Consider the following 24,044-nt stretch of genomic DNA (forward strand, 5'->3'; position numbering starts at 1 on the left):
CAAGGAGGCTTGTTGTGCCCCGAGTAAGCCGCGAGGTCGTCTTCGTAGACGGCGTCCGCACCCCGTTCGGCAAGGCGGGCGGCATGTATGCCGAGACCCGCGCCGACGATCTGGTGATCCGATGCATCCGTGAGCTGATGCGCCGCAACCCGCAGCTCCCGCCCGAGAAGGTCGACGAGGTCGCGATCGCGGCCACGACCCAGATCGGCGACCAGGGCCTGACCATCGGCCGTACCGCCGCTCTGCTGTCCGGCCTGCCCAAGACCGTGCCCGGCTATTCCATCGACCGCATGTGCGCCGGTGCCATGACCGCGGTGACCAACGTCGCCGGCGGCATCGCGATGGGGGCGTACGACGTCGCCATCGCCGGCGGTGTCGAGCACATGGGCCGCCACCCGATGGGCGAGGGCGTCGACCCCAACCCGCGGATCCTCGCGGAGAAGCTCGTCGACCCGTCCGCGCTGGTCATGGGCAGCACCGCCGAGAACCTGCACGACCGGCTCCCCGGGATCACCAAGGAGCGCGTCGACGCGTACGGTCTGGCCTCGCAGGAGAAGACGGCCAAGGCGTACGCGAACGGCAAGCTCCAGCCCGACCTGGTGCCCGTCGCGATCCGCAGCGCCGAGCAGGGCTGGGGTCTCGCCACGACCGACGAGGCGCCCCGCGAGACCTCCCTGGAGAAGCTCGCCACCCTCAAGACTCCGTTCCGCCCGCACGGCAAGGTCACCGCGGGCAACGCGGCCGGCCTCAACGACGGTGCGACCGCGGCGCTGCTGGCCGACGAGGAGACCGCTCGCGAGCTGGGCCTGCCCATCGCGATGCGGCTCGTGTCGTACGGCTTCGTCGGCGTCGAGCCGGAGATCATGGGTTACGGCCCGATCCCGTCGACGGAGAAGGCGCTGCGCCTGGCCGGGCTCACCATCGACGACATCGGCCTGTTCGAGCTGAACGAGGCGTTCGCCGTGCAGGTGCTCGCGTTCCTCGACCACTACGGCATCGCCGACGACGACCCCCGCGTCAACCCGTGGGGCGGCGCGATCGCCATCGGTCACCCGCTCGCGTCCTCGGGCGTGCGGCTGATGACGCAGCTGGCGCGGCACTTCGAGGAGCACCCCGAGGTCCGCTACGGCATCAACGCCATGTGCATCGGCATCGGCATGGGCGGAACGGTCATCTGGGAGAACCCCCACTGGGAAGGAAACGACAAGTGACGGCGCTCCCGGACTACCCCAACGAGGTCGTGACCAAGGCGCTCGTACGCCTGGTCAAGGTGCCCGGGCTGGACAAGCCCGCCGCGTTGATCACCCTCGACAACGGCTTCGACCACAAGAAGCCCAACAGCTTCGGGCCGGCCGGGCTGGCGTCGCTCGACGAGGCGATCACCAAGGCCACCGAGGCGGAGCCGGCGTTCATCGCGCTGACCGGTAAGCCGTACATCTTCTGTGTCGGCGCCGACATCACGGGCATGCCGTTCATCACCGAGAAGGAGCAGGCCCTCGCCCTCGGCGAGCTGGGCCACCGAGTCTTCGCCCGGCTCAAGAACTCGAGCATCCCGACGTTCGCGTTCATCAACGGCGCGGCTCTCGGCGGTGGCCTCGAGGTCTCTCTGCACTGCCACTACCGCACGGTCTCCGCCGGCGCGGCGGCACTCGGCCTCCCCGAGGTCGCGATCGGTCTGGTGCCTGGCTGGGGCGGCAGTCAACTGCTTCCCAACCTGATCGGTACGCCCGGAGCAGCGCAGATCATCCTGCAGAACCCGCTCACCCAGAAGGTCCTCCGCCCGAAGCAGGCCGCCGAGCTGGGCGTCGCCGACGTGCTGTTCGAGCCGGCCGACTTCCTGGAGCGCTCGCTCGAATGGGCGGCCGGCGTGGTCCAGGGCACCGTGACGGTCGAGCGTCCCGAGGTTGACCGGGACATGTGGGACGGCGTGCTCTTCTTCGCGAAGCAGCAGCTCGACGAGCGGCTGCACGGCGCTGTCCCCTCGGCCAACAAGGCGCTCGAGCTGCTCGCTCTCGCCAAGGACGCGACGTTCGAGGACGGCACCGCGGCCGAGACCGAGGCGCTCGCCGACCTGATCATGGGTGACGAGTCCCGCGCCAGCCTGTACGCGTTCGATCTCGTGCAGCGGCGGGCGAAGCGCCCGGTGGGCGTACCCGACAAGGGGTTGGCCCGGAAGGTCACCAAGGTCGGCATCGTCGGTGCCGGTCTCATGGCCTCCCAGCTCGCGTTGCTCTTCGCCCGGCGGCTCGAGGTGCCGGTGGTCCTCACCGACCTCGACCAGACCCGCGTCGACAAGGGCGTCGAGTACGTCCACGGCCAGATCGCCAAGATGCAGTCCAAGGGCCGGATGGACGAGGGCACCGCAGCCAAGCTGCGCGGCCTGGTCAGCGGTTCGGTCGACAAGTCCGTCTTCGCCGACGCCGACTTCGTGATCGAGGCGGTCTTCGAGAACCTCGAGCTCAAGAAGCAGATCTGGGCCGAGCTGGAGAAGATCGTCACCCCCGAGGCGATCCTGGCGACGAACACCTCCTCGCTGTCGGTGACCGAGATGGCAGCCGGCCTCGAACACCCCGAACGCGTCGTCGGCTTCCACTTCTTCAACCCGGTCGCCGTCCTCCCGCTGCTGGAGATCATCAAGGGCGAGCGGACCGATGACGTGACCCTTGCCACGGCGTTCGCGGTCGGCAAGGACCTGCGCAAGTCGTCGGTGCTGGTCAAGGACGCCCCGGCGTTCGTGGTCAACCGTCTGCTGACCCGCTTCACCAGCGAGGTCTTCAACGCGATCGACGCCGGCACCCCGCTCGAGGTCGTCGACATCGCGCTCGACCCGCTGGGCCTGCCCATGCGCCCGATCGCCCTGCTCCAGCTCGTCGGCCCTGCCGTGGCCCTGCACGTGGGCGAGTCGCTGCACGAGGCGTTCCCGGACCGCTTCGGCGACAGCCCCAACCTGCGCAAGATCGTCGACGCCGGCCTGCCCCTGATGGTCGACGACGAGATCAACCCCGAGGTGGTCAAGCTCGTCGACGGCGGTTCCGCTCCCCTGACAGCCGATGAGGTACGCCAGAAGGCGCTGGACGCACTCGCCCAGGAGATCCGCCTGATGCTCGACGAGGGCGTCGTCGCCGAGGCGCAGGACATCGACCTGTGCATGATCCTCGGCGCGGGCTGGCCGTTCCACCTGGGCGGCGTCACGCCGTACCTCGACCGCAGCGGCACCGCCGAGCGGGTCACCGGCAAGCGCTTCCTGCCGCAGGGCGTGGCCAGCCTGCCCTCCTGATCCCCGCGTCGCCGGCGAATCCTGCTTCGCGGCGCTGAAGACCATCGATGCCCTCGCGTCCCCACGGCGCGGGGGCATCGTTGTCCCATCCGTTCGGACTGTCATGATCGCGTAACAGGGGATCACACGGGCCGCTCAGGACGGCTAAGCTCGCCAGGGCCGCAGCCTGACCCGATGGAGCGTGGATGTCCCAGCCGCCCAACCAGCCGCCTTACCCGGGCGAGCCCTACAACCAGCCCGGCTCGGGCGGACCTTACGGTTCCCAGCCGCCGACCTCGGGCGGCCCCTATGGCGCTCAGCCCCCGTCCTCGGGCGGGCCCTATGGCGCTCAGCCGCCGTCCTCCGGCGGGCCCTATGGCGCTCAGCCGCCGTCCTCTGGCGGGCCTTACGGTGCTCAGCCGCCGTATAGCGAGTCGCAGCAGCCCTATGGGGCTCAGCCGCCTTACGGTGCCCAGCCCACTGGGGCTCAGCCGCCTTATGGCGCTCAGCAGCCGTCCTACGGGCAGCCCAACCCGGACCAGCCCGGTTCGGTGCCGCCCGGCTACCCGCCGGCCGCGGACTACACCCAGCAGCAGCCCGGGTTCCCGCAGCCCGGCCAGCCGTTCCAGACCCCGCCGAAGAAGAAGTCCAAGGCGCTCCCGATCGTCCTGATCTCGATCGCCGTGGTCCTCGTCCTCTGCGTGGGCGGCGGCACCGCCGGCTTCCTGCTCCTGCGTGACAAGGGCCAGGACGTCGTCGACGCGATCGCCTCGGCGGCCCCGACCACCGAACCGGGTGCCACCCCCGGCGAGACGACCCCCACCACCGAGCCCGCCGCGGATTCCAACATCACCGTGACCGAGCCCAAAACCCTCGGCGGCCGTCCCAAGCTGACCGACCCCCAGTTCGCCGGCGCCGCCGACCAGCTGGAACAGGGCCTCAAAGAGGTCCCGGACGCCACGGACACGGTCGGCGCGCTCTACGGCACCCCCACCAAGCAGGACATCGTCATCGTCGCGGCAGCAGCAGCCCCGATCGCCGACCCCGAGAAGGAACTCGACAACACCTTCCTCGGCGCCGGCATCGGCGGCCTCAAGCTCACCGGCATCGTCGACGCCTCCCCCGGCGCCCTCGGCGGCTCCGCAAAATGCGGCAAGGGCGACGCCGGCGGCGCCGACCTCATCATGTGCGGCTGGGCCGACGACGGCAGCATCGGCTGGGTCATCTGGTACTTCAAGTCCATGAGCTCCGCCAAGGCCGAATTCCCGAAGCTCCGGGCCCAGGTCGAAAAGAAGAAGTAACCCGAACCACGATTCCGGGGCGCCGCTCCTCCACACGGAGGCGGCGCCCCGTTTTCTTCCCGATAGCCGCGACCGTCACGGTAGGTCACCTCAGCCACAAGGTATGTGTCCTGCGCTGAACAACGATTCCCCGCATTTGACAGCCGCCGCCATCACAAGTTGCGGCACCTCAGCCTCCAGCGCAACATACGGCGGGCTTTCATGCTCAGAAGGATCATCGGCGCGTGGTCCACACCGCGGACAACACGCAGCGTCGTCGGCGACCGCGTCGACGTCGCGGTTCTGGTAGGCATGCAGTCGGTTTCAGCACGTGTTGCCTATCGGAGCAACCGGCTGGACGTGGTCCATCAGAGGCGTGAAGTCCACCGAATATTGCGTCGAATGACCTAACACCACAATGTGTGCTGGCGTCTTCCGTCAAGGGCGGGGCAAATATTGTTCAGCGCAGGACACATGCCCTTGGGCTGAGGTGACCGATCGTGACGCTGCTGACTTGGGCTCCGACCGATCCTCCGGTCCTGGGCGCCGAGGGTGGCCCGCAGACCCCCCAGACCTTCTAGCTGGGCGCCACGCCGAGGCCCTTGGCGCGGGGCACTGTTGCGGTGGCAGCGACCACCGGGGTGGTGTCCGCGGCGGGCAGGCTGACGGTTACTTCGAGGCCGCCGCCTGGCTGGGCGACTGCTGAGACCGTGCCGCCGTGGGCGTCGCAGACGGCGCGGACGATGGAGAGGCCGAGGCCCGAGCCGCGCGAGCCGGTTCGCTCCCAGCCGCCGCGGCGGAAGGGCTCGAACAGGCCGGGGACGTCCACCTGGTCGACCTCGAAGCCGGTGTTGCCGACCACCAGCATGGCCCGGCCGTTCACGCTGGAGGTGCGTAGCCAGAGTTTGCCCATCAGGTGGTTGTAGCGGATCGCGTTCTCGATGAGGTTGCCGGCGAGGCGGTCGAGGAGGCTGGGGTCGCCCACGACGTTGGCGGCTTCGAGGTCGGTGGTGACGTCGAGTTTCATCCGTTCGGCCTCGGCTTTGACCGCGGAGAGGGCGTTGTAGACGCTGGTGGCGAGGTCGGCGGGCATTTTGCGGACCAGGCGGCGGCCGGACTGGGCTTCGCTGCGGGCCAGGACGAGGAGGGCGTCGACCAGGCCGTTGGCTCGTTCGGAGGCGTTGCGGACGACCTTGGCCATGCGGCGGTATTCGGCGACGTCGGCTTCGTCGTCGCTCAGGGTGACGTCGATTTCGGTACGCATGACCGCCAGCGGGGTTCGCAGCTCGTGGGACGCGTTGGCGACGAAGCGTTTCTGGGATTCGAAGGCGCCCGCGAGCCGGTCGAGCATGGCGTCGAAGGTGCGGGCCAGCTCGGCGACCTCGTCATCGGCGCCGGAGTAGCGGATGCGCTCGTCGAGGGTTTCCTCGCCGAGGCGGCGGGCGGTGGCGGTGACGTTGTGCAGGGGGCGCAGGGCGCGGCCGGCCACCGCGTAGGCGCCGGCGATGCCGATGATGCCGATGGCGACGAGCGCGATCAGACCCTTGACCAGCAGTTCCTGGGAGGCGGAGCCGACGAGGTTCTGCTGCCAGGTCAGCGCGTCGAGGCGGGTGCCGTCGGAGAGCACCACCTGGGTGCCGGCGGCAAGCTCGTCGCCGGGGCGCAGCGCGTCGCCGACCAGCAGCCACGCCAGCAGCACCAGGATCGCCCCGGCGCCGACGAGCAGGATGCCGTTGAGCAGGGTCAGCCGGAGCCGCAGGGTCGGCCGCAACCGCAGCCGTTCCCGCTTGGACGCGTAGACGGTCATGACGGGGTGACCACGACCGGCTCGGGAACCCGGTAGCCGGAGCCGACAACCGTCTCGATGAGGGGCGGGTCGCCGACCTTCTTGCGCAGGGTCATCACCGTCACGCGGACCGTCGTCGTGAACGGGTCGGTGTTGGCGTCCCAGACGCGTTCGAGCAGCTCCTCGCTCGACACCACGCCGCCGCGGGCCTTGAGCAGCTCCTCGAGGACGCCGAACTCCTTGTTCGTCAGATCGATCGGGGTGCCGCCGCGGGTCACCACCCGGCGGGTCTGGTCGAGGACCAGGTCACCGACGGTGAGCACCGGCGGGGCCACCGGGGTCGCGCGCCGGCCGAGCGCCTGGACCCGCGCCACCAGCTCCTCGAACGCGAACGGCTTGGGCAGGTAGTCGTCGGCGCCGAGCTGCAGGCCCTCGACGCGGTCGGCGACCGTGACGCTGGCGGTGAGCATCAGAACCCGGGTGAGCGCACCCGACTCGACCAGGGCGGCGCAGATCTCGTCCCCGTGCATGCCCGGCAGGTCGCGGTCCAGCACGACAACGTCGTACCTCGTGACATAAGCCATCTCGTGGCCGGTCAGCCCGTCATAGGCGACGTCGACCGCCATGCCCTTGCGACGCAGCCCCCGAGCGATCGCGTCGCACATGTTCCGCTCGTCTTCCACAACCAGCACGCGCACCCGCGGGTCCTTCCGAGTTGTTCAGCCCCCGCGCACCAGCTTCCCCGGCATCGCGTAAAGGGGCTGTAAGTGCAGGCTACCGGCCGGTCACCGAATGTCCCAGATGGCGACGGAGGCATCCAGGCGGCGGCACACCAGGAAGTCGATGGTGGCGTTGCAGTCGCCGGAGATGCCGGTGGCGGTGCCGAGCAGGCGCAGGGCCGGTACGGCGGGGTCCAGGAGGCCATAGTTGACGACGGTCCCCACCTGGCGTAGCACGACCACCGTGCCGTCGGGGCGCACCGGACCGTACGGCTGCCATCTGCCGTAGTCGGCCAGCACCTTGCCGGTGGCGGGGTCGACGACAGCGAGTGGGAACCGGCCGGGGACGGCATCGCCGACCTCGGTGCCCCGGACCATCAGGGCGGATCCGATCGCTGTCGCTGTGCTCCATCGGTCGCTGCTCCAGCGGACCGCACCGGTGGCGGGGTCGAGGGCCTTCAGGCCGTCGGCGAGGCCGAACACGCAGATGCTGCCCGCACAGTCGGGCTCCACGTAGCTGTCGTCGGTGAGATCGATCGGGACGGTCCAGCGCGCGGTCAGATCGTTCATACCGTACGCAGTGAGCCCGCCCTCCCCCTCGATCAGCATCGCCTCGTCGCCGGCCCAGACGGTGATCCCCTGCTGGTTCCAGGCCGGGTCCGCGGGCAGGTCGACGGCGCGCAGCAGCGCACCGCTGACCCCGTCGTGCAGCTCGACGTGCCCGTCGGGGGCTGCCGTCACCATCCGGCGCGGGAAGCCGTTCCCCAACCTCGTCAGATCCCCGTCCTCCGGCGTCCCCAGCGACCATCGGAGTTTGCCGGTGGCCAGGTCGACGGCGGACCAGTCCCGGTAGTCGCCGGAGCCGAGCAGCCCGAGCCCGGCGTCCGCGGAAGCGCTCACGAGCTGGGCCGGCACCTCCCACGACGGCTGCGCGGCGCCCAGCCGGATCCCCACGGTGGTCGGCGGGTCGGGGTAGACCGGCTGGTACGACACCAGCAGCGTGTCACCGGCCGAGGCGACCAGGCTGACTATGCCGAGCTGGCCGATGTCGCCGATCGGGGTCCGCGCGAGCAGTTCACCGCCGGGCAGCGAGTACGTGGTGACCACCCGGCTGGCGGCGCTGGGCGGGCTGACCACGTGCAGCCGGTGGGGGTCGAGATAGATGGACTCGCCGACCCGTACCGCCACGATCGTCGGGACCCGCTCGGCCGGGAGGCGTGCTGACCCGCCGAGCAGCACGAGCAACAGGATCGAGACCGCGAGGAACGGCAAGCGGGGTTTCCGGAAGCGGCGGATCCCGGGTTCAGGGTGTTCGTCGGAGGGATCGTGCAGCCGGTCGAGATCGATCACCGCGTCGGTCACCGGGTCAGCTTAGGCACTGACCAGATCGCGATCGAGGCGTCGACGCGGCGGCAGATCAGGACGTCCGCGGTGGCGTCGCAGTCCCCGGAGATGCCGCCGGCCGCGCCGAGCACGCGAAGGGCGCGCGACGCCGGCTCGAGCAGGCCGATGTTGAGCACGTCACCGGTCAGGTGCGTCACGATCGCGGTGCCGTCGGCCCGGATCGCCCCGGTCAGTCGCCACCGGCCGAAGTCCGCGAGCCGCTTGCCGGTCGCGCCGTCGAGGATGGCGAGCGGGTACGTCGCGTTGTAGGCACCGGAGCCGTCGTTGCCGCTGACGATCAGCGCGGACCCGGCCGGGGTGACGGTGGCCCAGCCCGGCTGGCGCCAGCGCGGTGCGCCGGTCGCGGCGTTGTGGACCTCCAGGCCGCCCTCGAAGCCGACGACGCAGAGACCACCGGCGCAATCGGGCAGCACGAAACGCTGCTGCAGGTCGAAGGCGGCGGTCCAGCGCTGGGTCAGGTCTCGCATCGCGTACGCGGTGACGGAATCCGGGCCACCCGCCAGCAGAAGATCGCCGACGGGCATGAGCGAGATCCCGAGGCTCGGCCAGCTCTGCGTATCCGGCAGGTTCGCGCTCGTGACGACCGTACCGTCGGCTGTATCGATGATCTTGACCTTGCCGTCGGTCGTGGCCTGGATCAGCCGGTACTCCCCGGCCAGGAACGTGAATCCCTGGGGCGGCTCGGCGACCGTCCACCGGCGCTGCCCGGTGGCCAGGTCCAGGCCGGACCAGGTGCCGTCCTCGGCACGCGTCAGCGCGGTCCCGGCTGCGGCGGAGAATGAGAAGACCTGGGCGGGGACCCGCCAGGATTCCGTCTGCGCGCCCAGCCGGGTGGCGACGGTGGACACCACTTGAGAGTCGTTCTCCCGGTAGGACACCAGCAGGAGCTCGCCCGCGGTGGCCACCGACTGGACCGTGCCGGAGGCGACCATCCGGGTCCGCGTGATCAGCTCGCCGCCGGGCAGCCCGTACGTGCTGACCCAGCGGTACTGCTGTTCGGACGGGTCGACGGCATACAACCGGGGAAGACTGCGATCGATGAACGTACTGTCGCCGAGCCGGGCCGGCACGTTCGTGACCGCCGGCTCGCCGAAGCTGGGCGCCGCGCCGCCGAGCAGGCCGGCCAGCGCCACCACGGCGACGACGAACGTTGCCCGGGGCAGTCGGAGGCGCTTGTCCGTAGGGGGTTCGCGAACGGTACCGAGATCGATCAGAGCGTCGCTCACGCCCTTACCCTAGGTATTGATAGACCTCGGCGCTGCCCCCGACGCGGCAGGCCAGGTACTTCTCGTCGCGCTCGCACGCGGCGGCTGCCCGGGGGATCCGTCCGAGCAGCTGGATCGCGGGTGCGCCGCGCCGGAGCAGGCCGAGCACCAGACCCGCGCCGGGCTCGGGCCGCATGAGCAGATATCCGCGGGAGTCCGCGAGGTCGACGAAGCTCGACCAGGTGCCGAGCTCGACCCGGACCCGGCCGGTGCCACGGTCGACGACCCGCTGCGGCGTCGAGAGCGAGCGCAGTTCGAGGATCGCGTCGTTGCCGAACGCGACCAGGTCGAGGTCGTTGCCCGCGCTCCACAGCGCGGTGCCGGTGCGCGGGTCCAGCACTGTCAGGTCGGTACGCGTCTTGCGGCAGGGCAGCCCCACGCAGGTCGACGAGCTGCCCTGCGAGTCGGGCTGATTCTGCTGCCAGCGTTCGTCGAGCGTGTCGAGGGCGTACGCGACGACCTCTCCCCCCTCCCCGAACGCACCGTGATGCACCAGCACGGTGTCCCCGGCGACCTCACCCCACATCGGCCACGCCCCGCTGTCCGCGACGGCCCGTTCCCGCAGCACCTCCCCGGTCGACGGCGAGCGCACGGTGACCCGGTCGGCCGAGAAGACCACCACGGCGGTGCCGGTCCAGACGGTGGCGACCGAGCCGGGCACCGTGACCGACCACAGGTGCCGGCCGGTGGCGAGCTCGACGCCCTCGAGCGAGGTGCTCAGGGCGGGTTCGGTGTGCAGGGTCTGGCTCGTCGTGCCGTAGAGCCGGCCCGGTTCGCCGGACTCGGGGTCGTACTCGGTGCCGGCCCGGAAACTCTCGCTGGTGACCAGCCCCTGGCCGGCGGCAAGCGCCTGCAGCGGGGTCGGTGACCGCCAGCGCAGGGCTCCGGTGCCGCCGTCGAGCACCGTGGTCGAGCGGGCCACGTTGACCATGAGCAGCCCCGGCACCCCGGCGGAGAGCGAGTAGTAGCCCTCGGTGCTGCCCGCAGGACCCTGGACCCGCCACAGCCGGCGGCCGGTCGCGGCGGACCAGGCGGTGATCACGGGTGGGTCGACGGCGAAGTCCGCGGCGTAGAGCCGGCCGTCGCCGATCACGAAGTCGGCGTCGCCGAGCGGGATGTGCCCGGTGTGCCGCAGCAGCATCGACTCGGGACGGGCCGCACCGCCGAGGGCGAGGACGAGCAGGACGCTCAGAAACAGGCCGAGGCGACGATAAACGTACGCCGGGGGCGGGCCGCCGACGGGCTGAGCGGGGGCTTCGGTGCTCAGCTCGATCAGCGCCACGGTCAGCCTTTCCGCTGGTACGCCCACACCGCCAGATCGCCCGAGGTGGACCGGCACGCGAGCCGGCCCGGGGCCGACTGACAGTCCGCGGTGCCGGCCGGAAGTGCCGCGAGGATCCGGGGTTGCGCGTCGCCGGGGGCGGCGACCGCGACCATGGTACGACCGGCCTCAGCGGGACGGGTCACCAGCAGGTGGTCGCCGCCGTCCCCGCCGACCAGCCGCCACCCGTGCAGACCGGTGAGAACCTTGCCGGTCGCCGGGTCGACGAGCCCGATCGGATCGTTCTCGCCGGCGGGCGTCCCGAACGCGACGAGCAGGCTGCCGCGCTGGTCGACGCCGCGCCACTCCGGCTGGAACCACTGCTCCGTGCCGTCCCGCGGGTCGATCGCGCGGACGCCGTCGGGGCCGGTCAGGCACGAGTACCGGCCGCAGGTGGTGATCTCGAAGGCGAAGCCGGCCGGGCGGGTCCAGCGGAGCTGCAGGGTGAGGGGGTCGAAGGCCGAGACCATGCGCCCGGCCGGGGTGGGGTGGCGCAGCAGGATCAGGCCCCCGGAGACGACGGGGTTGTCCGGACCGTAGTCGGCGGGCGGCAGCGGGCCGGCGGCGAGCTTCTCGCCGGTGACCAGGTCGTGCAGCGTGGCGGTGCGGTCGTCGTGCACCAGGAGCATGCGGGCGCCGTCGTCGGCCGGCCCGGGCACGCCGAGCAGCACGGCGGTGGAGGGCACCGGGACCTCCCAGCGGGTCTGCCCGGTGGCGGGATCAACCGCGTCGATCGCGCGCTGCACCCGCCGGCCGACCGAGGTGAAGCTCTTGACCGGGGTGACGGCGAGCAGCGTGGGCGAGCCCGCCACGGTGGTGACGCTGTCCGCGCGGCGCCAGCGCACGCTGCCGTCCTGCAGCGAGACGGCCCGGGTGGCGCTGGTCAGCGAGCGGAGCAGCAGCAGGCCGCCGCCGATGGTGAGCCGGTAGGTGGGCGTCTCGGTGCCGGCCTGCCAGAGCTTGGCGCCGTCGGCCAGGTCGAACGAGGCCAGGGTGCCCTGGGTCTGGGCGAGCAGGGTGCCGTCGTCGGTCATCGCATACGGATCCGCGGGCCCGACCTGGATCGTGAGCAGCGCCGTCAGGGCGGGCCGGGGCGGACCGGCCGAGGCGGTGGCGGCGAGCAGGACCAGCACCGCGGCCGCGACCGGCCACAGCCAGCGGGGCATGGTCGAGCGGGTCGGCGACACGTATTCCGCCGGCTCGCCGCGGGCAGTGCCCAGATCGATGACCACCGTCGCGCCGCCGAACGTCTCCGCCGCCATACCCTCAAAGGTAACGGCTGGATAACGAAAACGCCCGGCGAGCGGGGGCCAGTTATTTCGCGGGCCCAGTTGGTTGGCGAGCCGGTTATTTCGCGGGCTGGGGCTCCGAATCGGACGCCTGGATGCGCGAGACCCATTCGGTGACATCCCGGGCGACGTCCTGGGCGGTCAGCCCGAGCGCGGCCAGGATCTCCGCGCGGGAGCCGTGCGGGTGGAAGCCGGCCGGCACGCCCAGGTCACGCAGCGGCACGTCGACGCCGTTGTCACGCAGCATGCTCGCCACGGCCTCGCCCACGCCACCGGCCCGGACGCCGTCCTCGACGGTGACCACGAGGCGGTGCCCGGCGGCCAGCGCGGCGAGCTCGACCGGGGCCGGGCGCACCCAGCGCGGGTCGACAACGGTCACGCCGTAACCCTGCTCGGCGACCCGCTCGGCGACCTCCATGCCCAGCTTGCCGAACGCACCCACCGCGACGATCAGCACGTCCTTGCGGTCGTCCTCGCGCAGCACGTCGACCGGGCCGACGCGGCGCAGCGCCGGGAGGTCGGCGTTGACCGAGCCGGTCGGGAACCGCACGATCGTCGGGCCGTTGTCCACGGCGACAGCCTCGCGCAATTCTTCGCGCAGCGTGGCGGCGTCGCGCGGGGCGGCGATGCGCAGACCCGGCACGACCCCGAAGACGCTCATGTCCCAGATGCCGTAGTGGCTCGGACCGTCGGGGCCGGTGATGCCCGCCCGGTCGAGCACGAATGTCACCGGCAGCTCGTGCATGGCGACGTCGAGGAGCACCTGGTCGAAAGCGCGGTTGAGGAAGGTCGCGTAGACGGCGACGATCGGGTGCAGCCCACCCATGGCCAGCCCGGCCGCCGAGGTCGCGGCGTGCTGCTCGGCGATGCCCACGTCGTAGACCCGCTCGGGATACTTCTTGGCCAGCGCGGCGATGCCGGTCGGCTCGGCCATCGCGGCGGTGATGCCCACGATGTCGGGGCGCTCCCCCGCCAGCTTGACGAGCTCCTCGGCGAAGACGTTGGTCCACTTGACGGACGGCTTGGCGGTCAGCGCCCCGGTCTCGGGGTCGAACGCGCCCGGACCGTGGAAGTTGTCGGCCTCGTCGTCCTCCGCGGGCCGGTAACCGAAGCCCTTGCGGGTCACCGCGTGCACGATGACCGGCGCGTTGAAGCCCTTGGCCCGGCGCAGCGCCGACTCCATGGCCTCGATGTCGTGCCCGTCGATCGGGCCGATGTACTTGATGCCGAGGTCCTCGAACATCGGCTGCGGGCTGACCGCGTCCTTGATGCCCTTCTTGACCGCGTGCAGCACCTCGAACGCCGGCTTGCCCACCACCGGGGTCGAGCCGAGCGCGTTCTTCACCAGGTCGAGCACCCGCTCGTAGCCCGGGTTGAGGCGCAGCGTGGAGAGGTGGTCGGCGAGCCCGCCGATGGTCGGCGCGTAGGACCGGCCGTTGTCGTTCACGACGATGACGAGCTTGTTCTTCGCCGCGGCGATGTTGTTGAGCGCCTCCCAGCACATGCCACCGGTCAGCGCGCCGTCACCGACGACCGCGACCACGTGCCGGTCCTCGCGGCGCAGCGTGAACGCCTTCGAGAGGCCGTCGGCATACGACAGGGCGGTGGAGGCGTGCGAATTCTCGACCAGGTCGTGCTCGCTCTCGGCCCGGCTCGGGTAGCCCGACAGCCCCCCGCGCTGGCGGAGCTGGTCGAAGCCGTCCTGCCGGCCGGTCACGATCTTGTGCACGTAAGCCTGGTGGCCGGTGTCGAACAGCACCCGGTCGCGCGGCGAGTCGAAGACCCGGTGCAGCGCGAGGGTCGTCTCGACCACGCCCAGGTTGGGGCCGAGGTGCCCGCCGGTGCGGGAGACCTTCGCGACCAGGAAGTCACGGATCTCCGCGGCAAGCAGGGTGAGCTGCTCAGAGCTCAAACGCTTGAGGTCGCCGGGCGTCCTGATGCCGCCGAGGATGCCGGTCGTCGTCTGATCACTGCGCTCGCTCATAGGGGCACAGTCTATCGGCGCGAAGCTCGCCCGCATCCGGCACGACCGGCCATACCGGGGTCCTCCACAAAACCTCCACAGCAAAACGGGCATCCGAACCGTATCTGCCAGCGCGATCCTGGCCACGGCGCTGACGTCGGCGTGCTGGGCGTGGCCGGCACCGGCGCCTATGCCCGCAGGCGTGCCCGCCTCATGAGGTGACGGGGGTCAGCAGGGCCACGCACTCCACGTGCTGGGTCATGGGGAAGCAGTCGTACGCCCGCAGCTGCACGACCTTCCAGCCCAGCCCCGCGAACGTCTTGAGATCCCGGGCCAGCGCCGCCGGGTCGCACGCGACATATGCGATCGCGCGCGGCGAGGCGTCCACCATCGCGCGGACGACCTTCGCCCCGGCGCCCGTGCGGGGCGGGTCGAGGACGATCAGGTCGACCGGGCCGGCGGGGCGGCGGCGGGCGAGCGCGATCTCGACCTTGGCCGCGATGACCTCCGTGCCGACCAGGTCGGCGAGGTTGCGCCGTGCGGCGACGACGCCGATCGGGCTCGATTCCACGACGGTGGTGCGTGCACCGGTGCGGGCGTTCAGCGCGGCTGCGAACAGCCCGGCGCCGCCGTAGAGGTCCCAGGACGTCTCGCCCGGCTGCGGGTCGAGCAGCTCCAGCACGGCACCGACGAGGGTGTCGGCGGCGGACGGGTGGATCTGCCAGAAGCCGTCGGCGGGGACGTGCCATTCGCGGCCGGCGGCCAGCTCGCGCACCTCGACGGAGCCCGCCTCGGGCGCGCTGTTCACCTCGTCGAGCAGGTCACCGGCGCTGCCGACGGTCGCGCGCGGGATGACGACCACGTCGCCCCCGGTGGAGGCGACGGTCTCGATCGACGACGCCTCCGGCCAGGTACGCGTGGTGATGTCCAGGGCCTGGATGCCGGGGTGGGCGATCCGGCAGCGGTCCACCGGCACGACCTCGTGGGAGCGGTGTTTGAGCAGGCCGGGGCGGTCGGCGGCGTCGACGGCGTACCGCACGCGGGAGCGCCAGCCGAGCGGGCCACCGGGCAGCGGCTCCACGCGTACACCTAGATCCTTGATCTCGATCTCGCTCAGGCCGGCCATCCGGGCGAGCAGGTTGTGCACCACCTCGGTCTTCCAGCCGAGCTGCGCCGCGGGGGCGACATGCTGCAGGTCGCAGCCGCCGCACTTGCCGGGGCCGGACCACGGGCAGGGCGGCTCGACCCGGTCGGCGGAGGCCTCGTGCACCGTGATCGCGTCGGCTCGTACCCAACTCTTGTGCAGCTCGGTGATCTCGGCCGTGACCTTCTCACCGGGCAGCGCGTGCCGCACGAAAACGACCCGGCCGTGCTCGCCACCGAGCCGAGCGACGCAGTGACCGCCGTGCGCGGGCGCGCCCACGGTCAGCTCCACCAGGTCGCCCTCGACGAGTTCCACGGTCTCTACGGTCACTTTTGGGGCTCCTCGGGTTCCGCGGCCGAATCGGGCGCGGCGGTGGTGGCGGGTGCGGGCAGGCGGGTGCGGGGGCCGCGGCGGGGGGCCGAGCTCAGGCCGCGGTCGTAGCGGTCGAGGTCGCGGTCCTGGCTGGAGCGCAGCTGCCACGGGACGCTGGTGACCATGACGCCGGGCTCGAAGAGCAGCCGGGCCTTGATCCGCAGCGCGCTCTGGTTGTGCAGGAGGTTCTCCCACCAGCGGCCGACGACGTACTCGGGGACGAAGACCGTCACCACGTCGCGGGGTGAGCCGCGGCGCACGCCCTTCACGAAGTCGATGATCGGGCGGGAGATCTCACGGTAGGGCGAGTCGACGACGGTGAGCTGCACCGGGATCTGCCGGCGCTCCCACTCCGCCTGGATCTTGCGGGTGTCCTTGTCGTCCACGTTCACCGTTACGGCGGTGAGCGAGTCCGGACGGGTGGCCTGCGCGTATGCGAGCGCCCGCAGCGTCGGCTGGTGGACCTTGCTGACCAGCACCACGGCGTGGTTGCGCGACGGCAGCACGAACCGTTCCTCGGTGGGCTCCAGCTCCTCGGCGACCCGCGTGTAGTGCTTGCGGATGCCCAGCATGAGCAGGTAGATGAAGATCATCGCGGCGATCGCGATCCAGGCACCGAGCAGGAACTTCGTGATGAGTACGACGACCAGCACCGCACCCGTCAGCGCCATGCCCACCGTGTTGATCGTGCGGGAGCGGTACATCTGCCGACGTTTGAGCGGATCTCGCTGGGTGCGCAGGAGCCTGTTCCAGTGCCGGATCATGCCCGCCTGCGACAGCGTGAAGGAGACGAAGACGCCCACGATGTAGAGCTGGATCAGCCGGGTGACCTGGGCGTCGAACGCGACGATCAGCACGATCGCGGCGACGGCGAGGAACAGGATGCCGTTGCTGAACGCGAGCCGGTCACCGCGGGTGTGCAGCTGGCGCGGCAGGTAACGGTCCTGGGCGAGGATCGAGCCGAGCACCGGGAAGCCGTTGAACGCGGTGTTCGCGGCCAGGAAAAGGATCAGGGCGGTGACCGCACCGACCAGGTAGACGAGCGCCGAGCCCTGGCCGAAGACCGTCTCACCGAGCTGCGCGGTGACCGTCTTCTGCACGTAGTCGGGCGGCCCGCCGATGATCTGCGACGCGTCCTCGACGAACTGCAGGTGCGTGACCCGGGCCAGCAGCACCATGCCGACCAGCATCGTGATCGCGAGACTGCCGAGCAGCAGCAACGTGGTGGCGGCGTTCTTGCTCTTCGGCGGCTTGAACGCCGGGACGCCGTTGGAGATGGCCTCGACACCGGTCAGCGCCGCGCAGCCGGACGAGAACGTGCGCAGCATCAGGAAGACGAACGCGAAGCTGGTCAGATGGTGTTCCTCGGCGCTGATCACCAGCCCGGCGCTGGGTGCGCGGAGATCCTGGCCGAGCACGAAGACCCGGATCAGACCGGTGACGATCATGCCGACGATGACGATGATGAAGGCGTACGTCGGGATCGCGAACGCCGTGCCCGACTCCCGCAGCCCCCGTAGGTTGAGTGCGGTCAGGATGGCAACCGCGGCGATCGCGATACCGATCTTGTGCTCGGCGACGAACGGCACCACGGACCCGAGGTTGCTGACCCCCGCGCTGACCGATACCGCCACGGTCAGGATGTAGTCGACCAGCAGCGCGCTGGCCACCGCCACCCCGAACCGCGGCCCGAGGTTGACCGTCGCCACCTCGTAGTCGCCGCCGCCGGAGGGATAGGCGTGCACGTTCTGCCGGTAGCTCGCGACCACCGTGACCATCACGACGGCGACCGCCAGCGTGATCCACGGCGAGATGGTGAACGCCGTCGCGCCGGCGATCGAGAGGGTCAGGAGGATCTCGTCAGGGGCGTAGGCCACGCTCGACAGCGCATCGGAGGCGAACACGGGCAGCGCGATCCGCTTCGGCAGGAGCGTGTGCGCCAGCTTGTCGGAGCGGAAGGGCCGGCCGAGTAACAGCCGCTTGGCTAAGGACGTCGAACTCGCCACAAGGCCAAAGCGTACGGCTGCCCGCGCCACGCCGCCGGGCGCCCCGGCCAGCGGCGGTCGCGCGGGCATGGCACGCTCTGCGTGTCAGCCCCGTTTCGGAGAGGCGCGTAAAAGTGCACGTGGTGATCATGGGCTGCGGGCGGCTCGGCTCGACGCTCGCGCACAAGCTCGACGCTCGCGGCCATTCGGTCGCGATCATCGACCGCAATGCCGACGCCTTCCGCCGGCTCGGCGCCGAGTTCGGCGGCGCGACGATCACCGGTATCGGCTTCGACCGCGACGTGCTGCGCGAGGCCGGCATCGAGCGCGCCGACGCCTTCGCCGCGGTGTCCAGCGGCGACAACTCCAACATCATCTCTGCCCGGCTGGCCCGGGAGAATTTCGGCGTGGCCCGCGTGGTGGCCCGCATCTACGACGCCCGCCGCGCCCAGGTCTACGAGCGGCTCGGCATCCCCACCGTGGCGACGATCCGCTGGGCCGCCGACCGGATGGTGCGCCACCTGATCCCGGAGGGAACGGTCGAGGTCTTCCGCGACCCGACCAGCGCCGTCTCCATCGTCGAGGCCCCGCTGCACCGCGACTGGGTCGGCCAGACCACCAAGTCGCTGGAGGACAGCACCGGCGCCCGGGTCGCCTACCTCGTACGCTTCGGCATCGGCTCGCTCGCCACCCCGAACACCGTGCTGCAGGACGGTGACCAGGTCTTCTTCGTGGTCACCGACGACATCGTCGAGGGTGTGCTGGCGGCCGCCGGCAGCGCCGGGCTCGGAGGTCACTGACCATGCGGATCGCCATCGCGGGCGCCGGCAACGTGGGCCGGTCCATCGCCCAGGAGCTCATCGGCAACGGCCACCAGGTCATGCTCATCGAGCGTGCCCCCGCCCAGCTGCGCCCCGAGCGCGTCCCCGAGGCCGAGTGGATCCTCGCCGACGCCTGCGAGGTCAGCAGTCTCGAAGAGGCCGACGTGGCCGGCTGCGACGTGGTCATCGCGGCCACCGGCGACGACAAGGCCAACCTGGTCTGCTCGCTGCTGGCGAAGACCGAGTTCGCGGTCAACCGGGTCGTCGCCCGCGTCAACCGCGCCGAGAACGAATGGCTCTTCACCGAGCAGTGGGGCGTCGACGTCTCGGTCAGCAAGCCACGCCTGATGGCCGCGCTGGTCGAGGAGGCCGTGACGGTCGGCGACCTGGTCCGGCTGATGACGTTCCGCCAGGGCCAGGCCAACCTCGTCGAGATCACCCTGCCGTCCGACGCCCCCTACGTGGGCGAGCCGGTGCGGTCAGTCCCGCTGCCCCACGACTCCGCCCTGGTGGCGATCCTGCGCGGCAAGCGGGTACTGGTACCCACCCCGGACGACCCGCTCGAAGCCGCCGACGAACTCATCTTCATCTGCACCGCGGAGGTGGAGGACGAGGTCCGGGCGGTCGTTCTCGGGAAGGCCGCGGACCTCGGCTGACCTCAGCTTTCCTTGACCCCTGCTTCGAGGGCCTGGGCGGCGGTCACGCGGTGGACGGCCCAGGCGGTGTAGGCGAAGGTGGCCGCGTAGATGGGCCAGCTGATCAGGATGCGGACGATGCCGATCGCGTTGGCCTCGTCGGCGAGGTAGAGCCAGCCCTGGACGCCCGCGCGGACGAACAGCGAGACCGCCCAGACCAGGGTCAGCCACTGGAACGTACGGAACAGCCTGCTGTTGTGGAACCAGTCGTGCTTACCGCCGTTGGCGAGTACGCCCCAGACGTACCCGATGATCGGTCTGCGGACCACGACCGAACCGATCAGCAGGACCACCTGGCCGAGGGTGAGCAGAATGCCCGGCAGGTAGAAATTCTTGGCGTCGCCCGTGCGGTAGGCGAGGTAGGCGCCGACCGCGATGCCGAAGATGCCGTTGACCGCGTGCCGGACCGGCTGTTTGCGGCTGAGCCTGTACGCGCCGATCGCCAGCGCCGAGCCGACGCTGCCGCCGATCGCCCAGTAGAGCGCGGTCTTCTTCTCCAGCCCGAGCCCGATGTCGCCGAGCAGCACGTTGAGCAGCACGAACGCCAGCACCGGGACGCTCGACTCGATGAGCCCGCGCACCCCGCCCAGCTGCTCGGAGATCTGCTCGCTCATCGAGGGCAGCTCGTCGTCGGCCTTCGCCGGCCCGCTCTCCGAGTGCCCTCTCGCGAGGTGCTCGCTCACCGGGTGCAGGTCGAGCTCGTCGACGACTTCCTCGACAACTTCCGCGGCTACCCGCTCGCCGGCCGTCTCAGCAGCCGCGTGTTGGGGTTCATGGCCGGGTGTCACCGGGGCGCCTCCAGCTCGTAGTACGGGTTGTAGATGACCTTGCGTTCGTCGCGGATCGCGATCCGGCCCCGCGCGGTGAGCTGGCGGCCCGGCTCGATGCCGACGATCGAACGCCGGCCCAGGAAGACCAGCGTGACCACGTCGCTGCCGTCGTAGAGATCCGCCTCCAGCGTCGGCAGGTTGGTCCGGGGAGTGTATGCCACGGTCCGCAGCCGCCCGGAGACCGAGACGACCTGGCCGCGGTGGCACTGGGTGGCCGGAACCGCCCCGCACTTGCGGCTGTCGCGCTGCAGCTCCTCGGCGTCCAGCTCCTCCTCGGAGGCGGTCAGCCGTTCGAAGAACCGGCGCAGTCCGTGGGTGCGCTCTTCGGTAGTCATGGCCCGTGACACCTCATCGTCGGCAAGCCTGGATACGCAGCCGGTTGGGCCCGCGCATCCACCGTACGCCCGGCACGCCCGGGTGATCGACGTCACCCGGGCGCGAATTCGATCAGATCAGTGGATGTGCCGGCCGTTCGGGCCGTGGTCGTGGCCCTCGTGTGAGTGGTCGTGCCCCTCGTGTGAGTGGTCGTGACCCGCGTGGGCCTCCTCGGCGGCAGCCGCCATCTCCTGCGGCAGCCGCAGCGGGAGCGGCTCCCGGACCGGGCGGGCCTCGTCGTCACGGACCACCACGACGCCGCGCAGGCACTCGCCCAGCACGCCCTCGTGCCTCGGGTCGGCAGCCGCCGGGCCCTGGAACAGCGCACGCAGCAGCCACCGCGGGCCGTTCACACCCACGAACCGCACGTCCGCCGGCCCGTCCGGGGTGTTGACCCGGGCCGCCAGCTCCACGCCCCACGGGCCGTCGAACTCGTGCGCCGGCACCCCGTCGGTCTTGATCGTGGCGGCGATCTCGTCGCGCACCTCGTCCCAGATGCCCTCGCTGCGGGGCGCCGCGAAGACGTTCAGCTGCAGGGCGCTGTTTTCGTGCACGAGCACGATCTGCTCGACGCCGCCGTCCGGGTTCGCTTGCACCCGCACCTCGACACCGTCGATCGCCGGGATCAGCAGGCTGCCGAGGTCCAGTCGCTGGACCCCCTCGGGTGCCTGCCGGCTGTCCCACGGCCCGAAATCAGGCGCCGGCGGCAGCCCGCCCATGCTCTGGACGAGCGCCGCGGGTCGGGGCGCGTCGTCCGGGCGTACGTGCCGCGGGACTCCGCGCTTGCGGGAGAACATCTGCTTGCCACCTTCCGGAACTATTCAGACGTCAGGGCGGCGTGACCGCCCGTGGAACCGTGCCCGCCGGCCCCGCGCTCGGTGCCGGGCAGCTCATCGACGACGTGGAACACGGCCCGCTCGACCCGCTGGAACACCAGCTGGGCGATGCGATCGCCGCGGGAGATCTTGACCGTGTTCGCGAGATCGTGGTTGATGAGCACGACGAGGATCTCTCCCCGGTAACCGGCGTCGACCGTACCGGGCGCGTTCAGCACGGTCACACCCAGCTTGGCCGCCAGCCCCGAGCGGGGGTGCACGAGGCCCACGAACCCCTCCGGGATCGCGATCGCCAGGCCCGTGCGGACGGGCGTGCGCTCGCCGGGGGCGATCTGCACGGACTCGGCCGCATACAGGTCGGCGCCGGCGTCGCCGGGGTGCGCGTACGAGGGCACCGGCAGGCCGGCGTCCAGGAGGCGGACCTGGATCTCCAAGACGAATTTCCTCACGTCGGATCGGAATCGGGCGGCACCCACCCTGCCATCCTGCCGTCGGCAGGAGCGGAGGCGCGCCGTACCCTCACCAGCGTGACACCCGAGCCTTCGACACGCACGGCGGCCCCGGCCGGGTACGCCGAACGGCTGCGCGCGCCGTGGTGGATGTGGCCGACCGCGCTGGGCGTCGGCGGGCTGCTCGCGGCCGAGATCTGGATGGGGTACGACGGGCTGCGCGCCTGGGTCCCCTTCGCGATCCTCCTGCCGATCTCCCTGCTGGGCCCGTGGTGGCTCGGTCGCATCCGCGTCGCGGTCACCGCAGGCGAGCTCCAGGTCGACGACGCGCGCCTGCCGATCGGCGTCATCGCCGAGGTGGTGGCACTGGACGCGGACGGCAAGCGCGAGGTCCTGGGCGTCGGCGCGCACCCGCTGGCGTTCGTGATCCAGCGGCCGTGGATCGGCGGCGCGGTGCAGGTGGTCCTCGACGATCCCGCCGACCCGACCCCGTTCTGGGTCATCAGCACGCGGCACCCCGTCGAGCTCGCCACCGCCCTGGTCACCGCAAAGCGCGCTGCTGCTTCTTCCTGAGGTCCTTGATCAGCTTCTCGCCGAGCGAGCGGGTCGCCCGGCGGTTCAGGTAACTCGCCACGGCCGCGCCGGTCAGCATCGGGCCCATCGTGGTCAGGTTGCGCCCGAAACGCCGTAAAAGTGTCTTCTGCAGCTCCTGCCGGGCCGCCGTCCCGAGCACCGAGGCCACCCCGACCCCCGGCACCAGCGGGTTGACCCCACGCTGCCCGGACCAGGCCTGCACCAGCGACATCGCCTTCTGCCCGCCGGAGCCCTCGACCGGCTGCGCGTACACCTCGTGCAGTTCGCCGATCAGCTTGAGCTCGATGGCGACCACCGCGATGGTCTCCGCTGCCAGCAGCACCGGCGCGGAGAGCAGGGTCGGAGCGGCGACCCACTCCAGGGAGGCCACACCGCCGCCGGCCGCACCCACGCCGGCGGTCGCCCGCGCGGCGTTGCGGACCAGCCGCTCGGCAAGATCGTCGTCGTCGAGACCGCTGAAGTGCCGGCGCAGCGTCGCCTGGTCCCGCACGGGAACGTGCGGGGCCACGTCGGAGACCACGTCGGCCATCCACTTGATCGCGGACTTCGGGCGGAACATCTGCCCGAGCCCACGCTTGCGCACGTCGCCCACGAGGCGGCCCAGGAGCCTGCGCCGCTTGTCCGGGGCGAGATCGTCAGCCGTCAGCTCGGCCACGGTGGTGCCGATCTCGGCGTCGACAGCCACCTTCTCGTCGGTTCGCACCAGGTCAGAACCTGGCGTGGTGCTCCCCGCACGGGGAGCTGGGTCGACCTCGATGAGCTCGGGCCCCGGCTCTGCGGTCGGTACCGAGTTCTCTTCTGGGCGGCTCATGGTGGTCGACCTCCCCGTTCGTCTGCCGTTGGCGGGTCACATACCCATCCTCGCGGGCGGGCACACAACATCACCCGTCATGCGTCCCTGAACTTCTCAAGGGTTGGCCTGAGGTTTTCAGGGGTTGACACGACGCCCGGCCGTCGGCGACGGCCGGGTAGGACATTGCCGAGACGCGCGCCGGTCAGGCACACTCTCGGCAGATCAGTTCCCCGTTGCGTTCCGCGGCCAGCTGGCTGCGGTGATGCACGAGGAAACAGCGAGCACAGCGGAATTCATCGGTCTGCATCGGCAGGACCTTGACGGTGAGCTCTTCGTCGGCCAGGTCGGCACCGGGGAGCTCGAAGCTCTCCGCCACCTCTACCTCGTCGACGTCCACTGCGCCCGACTGCGAGTCGGCGCGGCGGGCCTTGAGTTCCTCGAGGCTGTCCTCGCCGAGGTCGACCTCATCGCGACGCGGAGCGTCGTAGTCGGTGGCCATCGGTTTTCACTCTCCTGTATCGATGTGTCACTTGGCGTAAGTAACGCCCGCGACGGCGTTTCGGTTCCCGTTCCGACGGACTTTTCTCCCCAGCCCGATCAGCAAGGAACGATCATCCGCCGAGGCGCCCCCACCCCCTCGTGAAACTGCCCCGGCAGACGCGGCACGTTACCTCCCTCGTGGGAGGGTTGTACGCCCAGTGGCAGCCAATTGTTCCCGATGTGACTGAGGCGACATCAAAGTAGGGGCACATGGCCGTGGATCATCGTCGGCGCGCCGGAGTCTTTCCCTGTTTCCGCGCACCCGGCGGCCTCACGCTAACCTCACCCGAGACCGCGTCCCTCGAACGAATCCCGGGAGTGCCTGCA

Annotated in this window: 21 protein-coding genes; 6 read left to right on the forward strand and 15 right to left on the reverse strand. The window is 70.8% G+C overall.

Annotated elements, in window-relative coordinates:
* Window positions 1–14: 14 nt before the first annotated feature.
* The 3 genes from Aco04nite_RS35935 to Aco04nite_RS35945 all read left to right on the forward strand — a co-directional run bounded on the left by Aco04nite_RS35935 (window position 15) and on the right by Aco04nite_RS35945 (window position 4,557).
* Entirely contained in the window at window positions 15–1,211 is a 1,197-nt protein-coding gene (locus Aco04nite_RS35935) for a thiolase family protein (RefSeq protein ID WP_213001681.1), read from the forward strand.
* Window positions 1,208–3,277, forward strand: a complete 2,070-nt coding sequence (locus Aco04nite_RS35940) for a 3-hydroxyacyl-CoA dehydrogenase NAD-binding domain-containing protein (protein WP_213001682.1) — start codon at window positions 1,208–1,210, stop codon at window positions 3,275–3,277. The genes Aco04nite_RS35935 and Aco04nite_RS35940 overlap by 4 nt, the downstream gene beginning before the upstream one ends.
* A 530-nt stretch (window positions 3,278–3,807) precedes the next feature.
* Window positions 3,808–4,557: a flagellar basal body-associated FliL family protein gene (locus Aco04nite_RS35945; RefSeq protein WP_213001683.1), complete on the forward strand. Its 750-nt coding sequence runs from the start codon at window positions 3,808–3,810 to the stop codon at window positions 4,555–4,557.
* Between the two features lie 556 nt (window positions 4,558–5,113).
* Here the strand turns inward: Aco04nite_RS35945 and Aco04nite_RS35950 are convergent.
* From Aco04nite_RS35950 to Aco04nite_RS35990, 9 genes are all read right to left on the reverse strand, one after another.
* Window positions 5,114–6,343 (reverse strand): sensor histidine kinase, encoded by a 1,230-nt coding sequence (locus Aco04nite_RS35950; protein ID WP_213001684.1) that lies wholly within the window; start codon window positions 6,341–6,343, stop codon window positions 5,114–5,116.
* Window positions 6,340–7,020 (reverse strand): response regulator transcription factor, encoded by a 681-nt coding sequence (locus Aco04nite_RS35955; RefSeq protein WP_213001685.1) that lies wholly within the window; start codon window positions 7,018–7,020, stop codon window positions 6,340–6,342. The genes Aco04nite_RS35950 and Aco04nite_RS35955 overlap by 4 nt, the downstream gene beginning before the upstream one ends.
* 87 nt (window positions 7,021–7,107) lie before the next feature.
* The gene (locus tag Aco04nite_RS35960; protein ID WP_213001686.1) at window positions 7,108–8,403 is read right to left on the reverse strand and encodes a hypothetical protein; all 1,296 of its coding nucleotides are present in this window, start codon (window positions 8,401–8,403) and stop codon (window positions 7,108–7,110) included.
* Window positions 8,400–9,671 (reverse strand): AsmA family protein, encoded by a 1,272-nt coding sequence (locus Aco04nite_RS35965; protein ID WP_213001687.1) that lies wholly within the window; start codon window positions 9,669–9,671, stop codon window positions 8,400–8,402. The genes Aco04nite_RS35960 and Aco04nite_RS35965 overlap by 4 nt, the downstream gene beginning before the upstream one ends.
* A 4-nt stretch (window positions 9,672–9,675) precedes the next feature.
* Entirely contained in the window at window positions 9,676–11,019 is a 1,344-nt protein-coding gene (locus Aco04nite_RS35970) for an outer membrane protein assembly factor BamB family protein (RefSeq protein ID WP_244876534.1), read from the reverse strand.
* The gene (locus Aco04nite_RS35975) at window positions 10,995–12,293 is read right to left on the reverse strand and encodes an outer membrane protein assembly factor BamB family protein (protein ID WP_213001688.1); all 1,299 of its coding nucleotides are present in this window, start codon (window positions 12,291–12,293) and stop codon (window positions 10,995–10,997) included. The genes Aco04nite_RS35970 and Aco04nite_RS35975 overlap by 25 nt, the downstream gene beginning before the upstream one ends.
* 85 nt (window positions 12,294–12,378) lie before the next feature.
* Window positions 12,379–14,304: a 1-deoxy-D-xylulose-5-phosphate synthase gene (gene dxs / locus Aco04nite_RS35980; RefSeq protein ID WP_213001689.1), complete on the reverse strand. Its 1,926-nt coding sequence runs from the start codon at window positions 14,302–14,304 to the stop codon at window positions 12,379–12,381.
* Window positions 14,305–14,494: 190 nt separating this feature from the next.
* Window positions 14,495–15,757, reverse strand: a complete 1,263-nt coding sequence (locus Aco04nite_RS35985) for a class I SAM-dependent RNA methyltransferase (protein ID WP_213001690.1) — start codon at window positions 15,755–15,757, stop codon at window positions 14,495–14,497.
* Window positions 15,754–17,805 (reverse strand): APC family permease, encoded by a 2,052-nt coding sequence (locus Aco04nite_RS35990; protein WP_213001691.1) that lies wholly within the window; start codon window positions 17,803–17,805, stop codon window positions 15,754–15,756. Before Aco04nite_RS35990 ends, Aco04nite_RS35985 begins: the two co-directional genes overlap by 4 nt.
* 113 nt (window positions 17,806–17,918) lie before the next feature.
* Between Aco04nite_RS35990 and Aco04nite_RS35995 the strand changes: the two genes are divergently transcribed.
* Together Aco04nite_RS35995 and Aco04nite_RS36000 are read left to right on the forward strand one after the other, a co-directional pair.
* A complete protein-coding gene (locus tag Aco04nite_RS35995; protein ID WP_213001692.1) occupies window positions 17,919–18,584 on the forward strand; it encodes a potassium channel family protein in 666 nt (221 codons plus the stop codon).
* Complete coding sequence (locus Aco04nite_RS36000) at window positions 18,581–19,261, forward strand: potassium channel family protein (protein ID WP_213001735.1); 681 nt, start codon at window positions 18,581–18,583, stop codon at window positions 19,259–19,261. The genes Aco04nite_RS35995 and Aco04nite_RS36000 overlap by 4 nt, the downstream gene beginning before the upstream one ends.
* Window positions 19,262–19,263: 2 nt before the next feature.
* On the opposite strand, the gene Aco04nite_RS36005 is transcribed toward Aco04nite_RS36000, so the two are convergent.
* The 4 genes from Aco04nite_RS36005 to dut form a co-directional block, all read right to left on the reverse strand.
* Window positions 19,264–20,088: a DUF3159 domain-containing protein gene (locus tag Aco04nite_RS36005; protein ID WP_213001693.1), complete on the reverse strand. Its 825-nt coding sequence runs from the start codon at window positions 20,086–20,088 to the stop codon at window positions 19,264–19,266.
* Window positions 20,085–20,465 (reverse strand): OB-fold nucleic acid binding domain-containing protein, encoded by a 381-nt coding sequence (locus Aco04nite_RS36010; protein WP_213001694.1) that lies wholly within the window; start codon window positions 20,463–20,465, stop codon window positions 20,085–20,087. The genes Aco04nite_RS36005 and Aco04nite_RS36010 overlap by 4 nt, the downstream gene beginning before the upstream one ends.
* A 117-nt stretch (window positions 20,466–20,582) precedes the next feature.
* Window positions 20,583–21,302, reverse strand: coding sequence for a DUF3710 domain-containing protein (locus Aco04nite_RS36015; protein WP_213001695.1), 720 nt, complete (start codon window positions 21,300–21,302; stop codon window positions 20,583–20,585).
* Between the two features lie 20 nt (window positions 21,303–21,322).
* A complete protein-coding gene (dut, locus tag Aco04nite_RS36020) occupies window positions 21,323–21,790 on the reverse strand; it encodes a dUTP diphosphatase (protein ID WP_244876535.1) in 468 nt (155 codons plus the stop codon).
* 78 nt (window positions 21,791–21,868) lie between these two features.
* Here dut and Aco04nite_RS36025 point away from each other — a divergent pair, with 78 nt between their 5' ends.
* Window positions 21,869–22,363 (forward strand): DUF3093 domain-containing protein, encoded by a 495-nt coding sequence (locus tag Aco04nite_RS36025; protein ID WP_213001697.1) that lies wholly within the window; start codon window positions 21,869–21,871, stop codon window positions 22,361–22,363.
* On the opposite strand, the gene Aco04nite_RS36030 is transcribed toward Aco04nite_RS36025, so the two are convergent.
* A complete protein-coding gene (locus Aco04nite_RS36030) occupies window positions 22,332–23,195 on the reverse strand; it encodes a hypothetical protein (protein ID WP_438874971.1) in 864 nt (287 codons plus the stop codon). The genes Aco04nite_RS36025 and Aco04nite_RS36030 overlap by 32 nt on opposite strands.
* A gap of 184 nt (window positions 23,196–23,379) precedes the next feature.
* Entirely contained in the window at window positions 23,380–23,676 is a 297-nt protein-coding gene (locus Aco04nite_RS36035; protein WP_015624762.1) for a DUF4193 domain-containing protein, read from the reverse strand.
* Between the last annotated feature and the right edge of the window lie 368 nt (window positions 23,677–24,044).

Origin of the sequence: Winogradskya consettensis (assembly GCF_018332715.1) — a bacterium.
Lineage (GTDB): Bacteria > Actinomycetota > Actinomycetes > Mycobacteriales > Micromonosporaceae > Actinoplanes > Actinoplanes consettensis.

Coding starts and splice junctions, on each gene's coding strand:
- Aco04nite_RS36035 (WP_015624762.1), bottom strand. CDS start 23,676: ATGGCCACCGACTACGACGCTCCGCGTCGCGATGAGGTCGACCTCGGC.
- dxs (WP_213001689.1), bottom strand. CDS start 14,304: ATGAGCGAGCGCAGTGATCAGACGACGACCGGCATCCTCGGCGGCATC.
- Aco04nite_RS35950 (WP_213001684.1), bottom strand. CDS start 6,343: ATGACCGTCTACGCGTCCAAGCGGGAACGGCTGCGGTTGCGGCCGACC.
- Aco04nite_RS36015 (WP_213001695.1), bottom strand. CDS start 21,302: ATGTTCTCCCGCAAGCGCGGAGTCCCGCGGCACGTACGCCCGGACGAC.
- Aco04nite_RS35975 (WP_213001688.1), bottom strand. CDS start 12,293: ATGGCGGCGGAGACGTTCGGCGGCGCGACGGTGGTCATCGATCTGGGC.
- Aco04nite_RS36010 (WP_213001694.1), bottom strand. CDS start 20,465: ATGACTACCGAAGAGCGCACCCACGGACTGCGCCGGTTCTTCGAACGG.
- Aco04nite_RS36030 (WP_438874971.1), bottom strand. CDS start 23,195: ATGAGCCGCCCAGAAGAGAACTCGGTACCGACCGCAGAGCCGGGGCCC.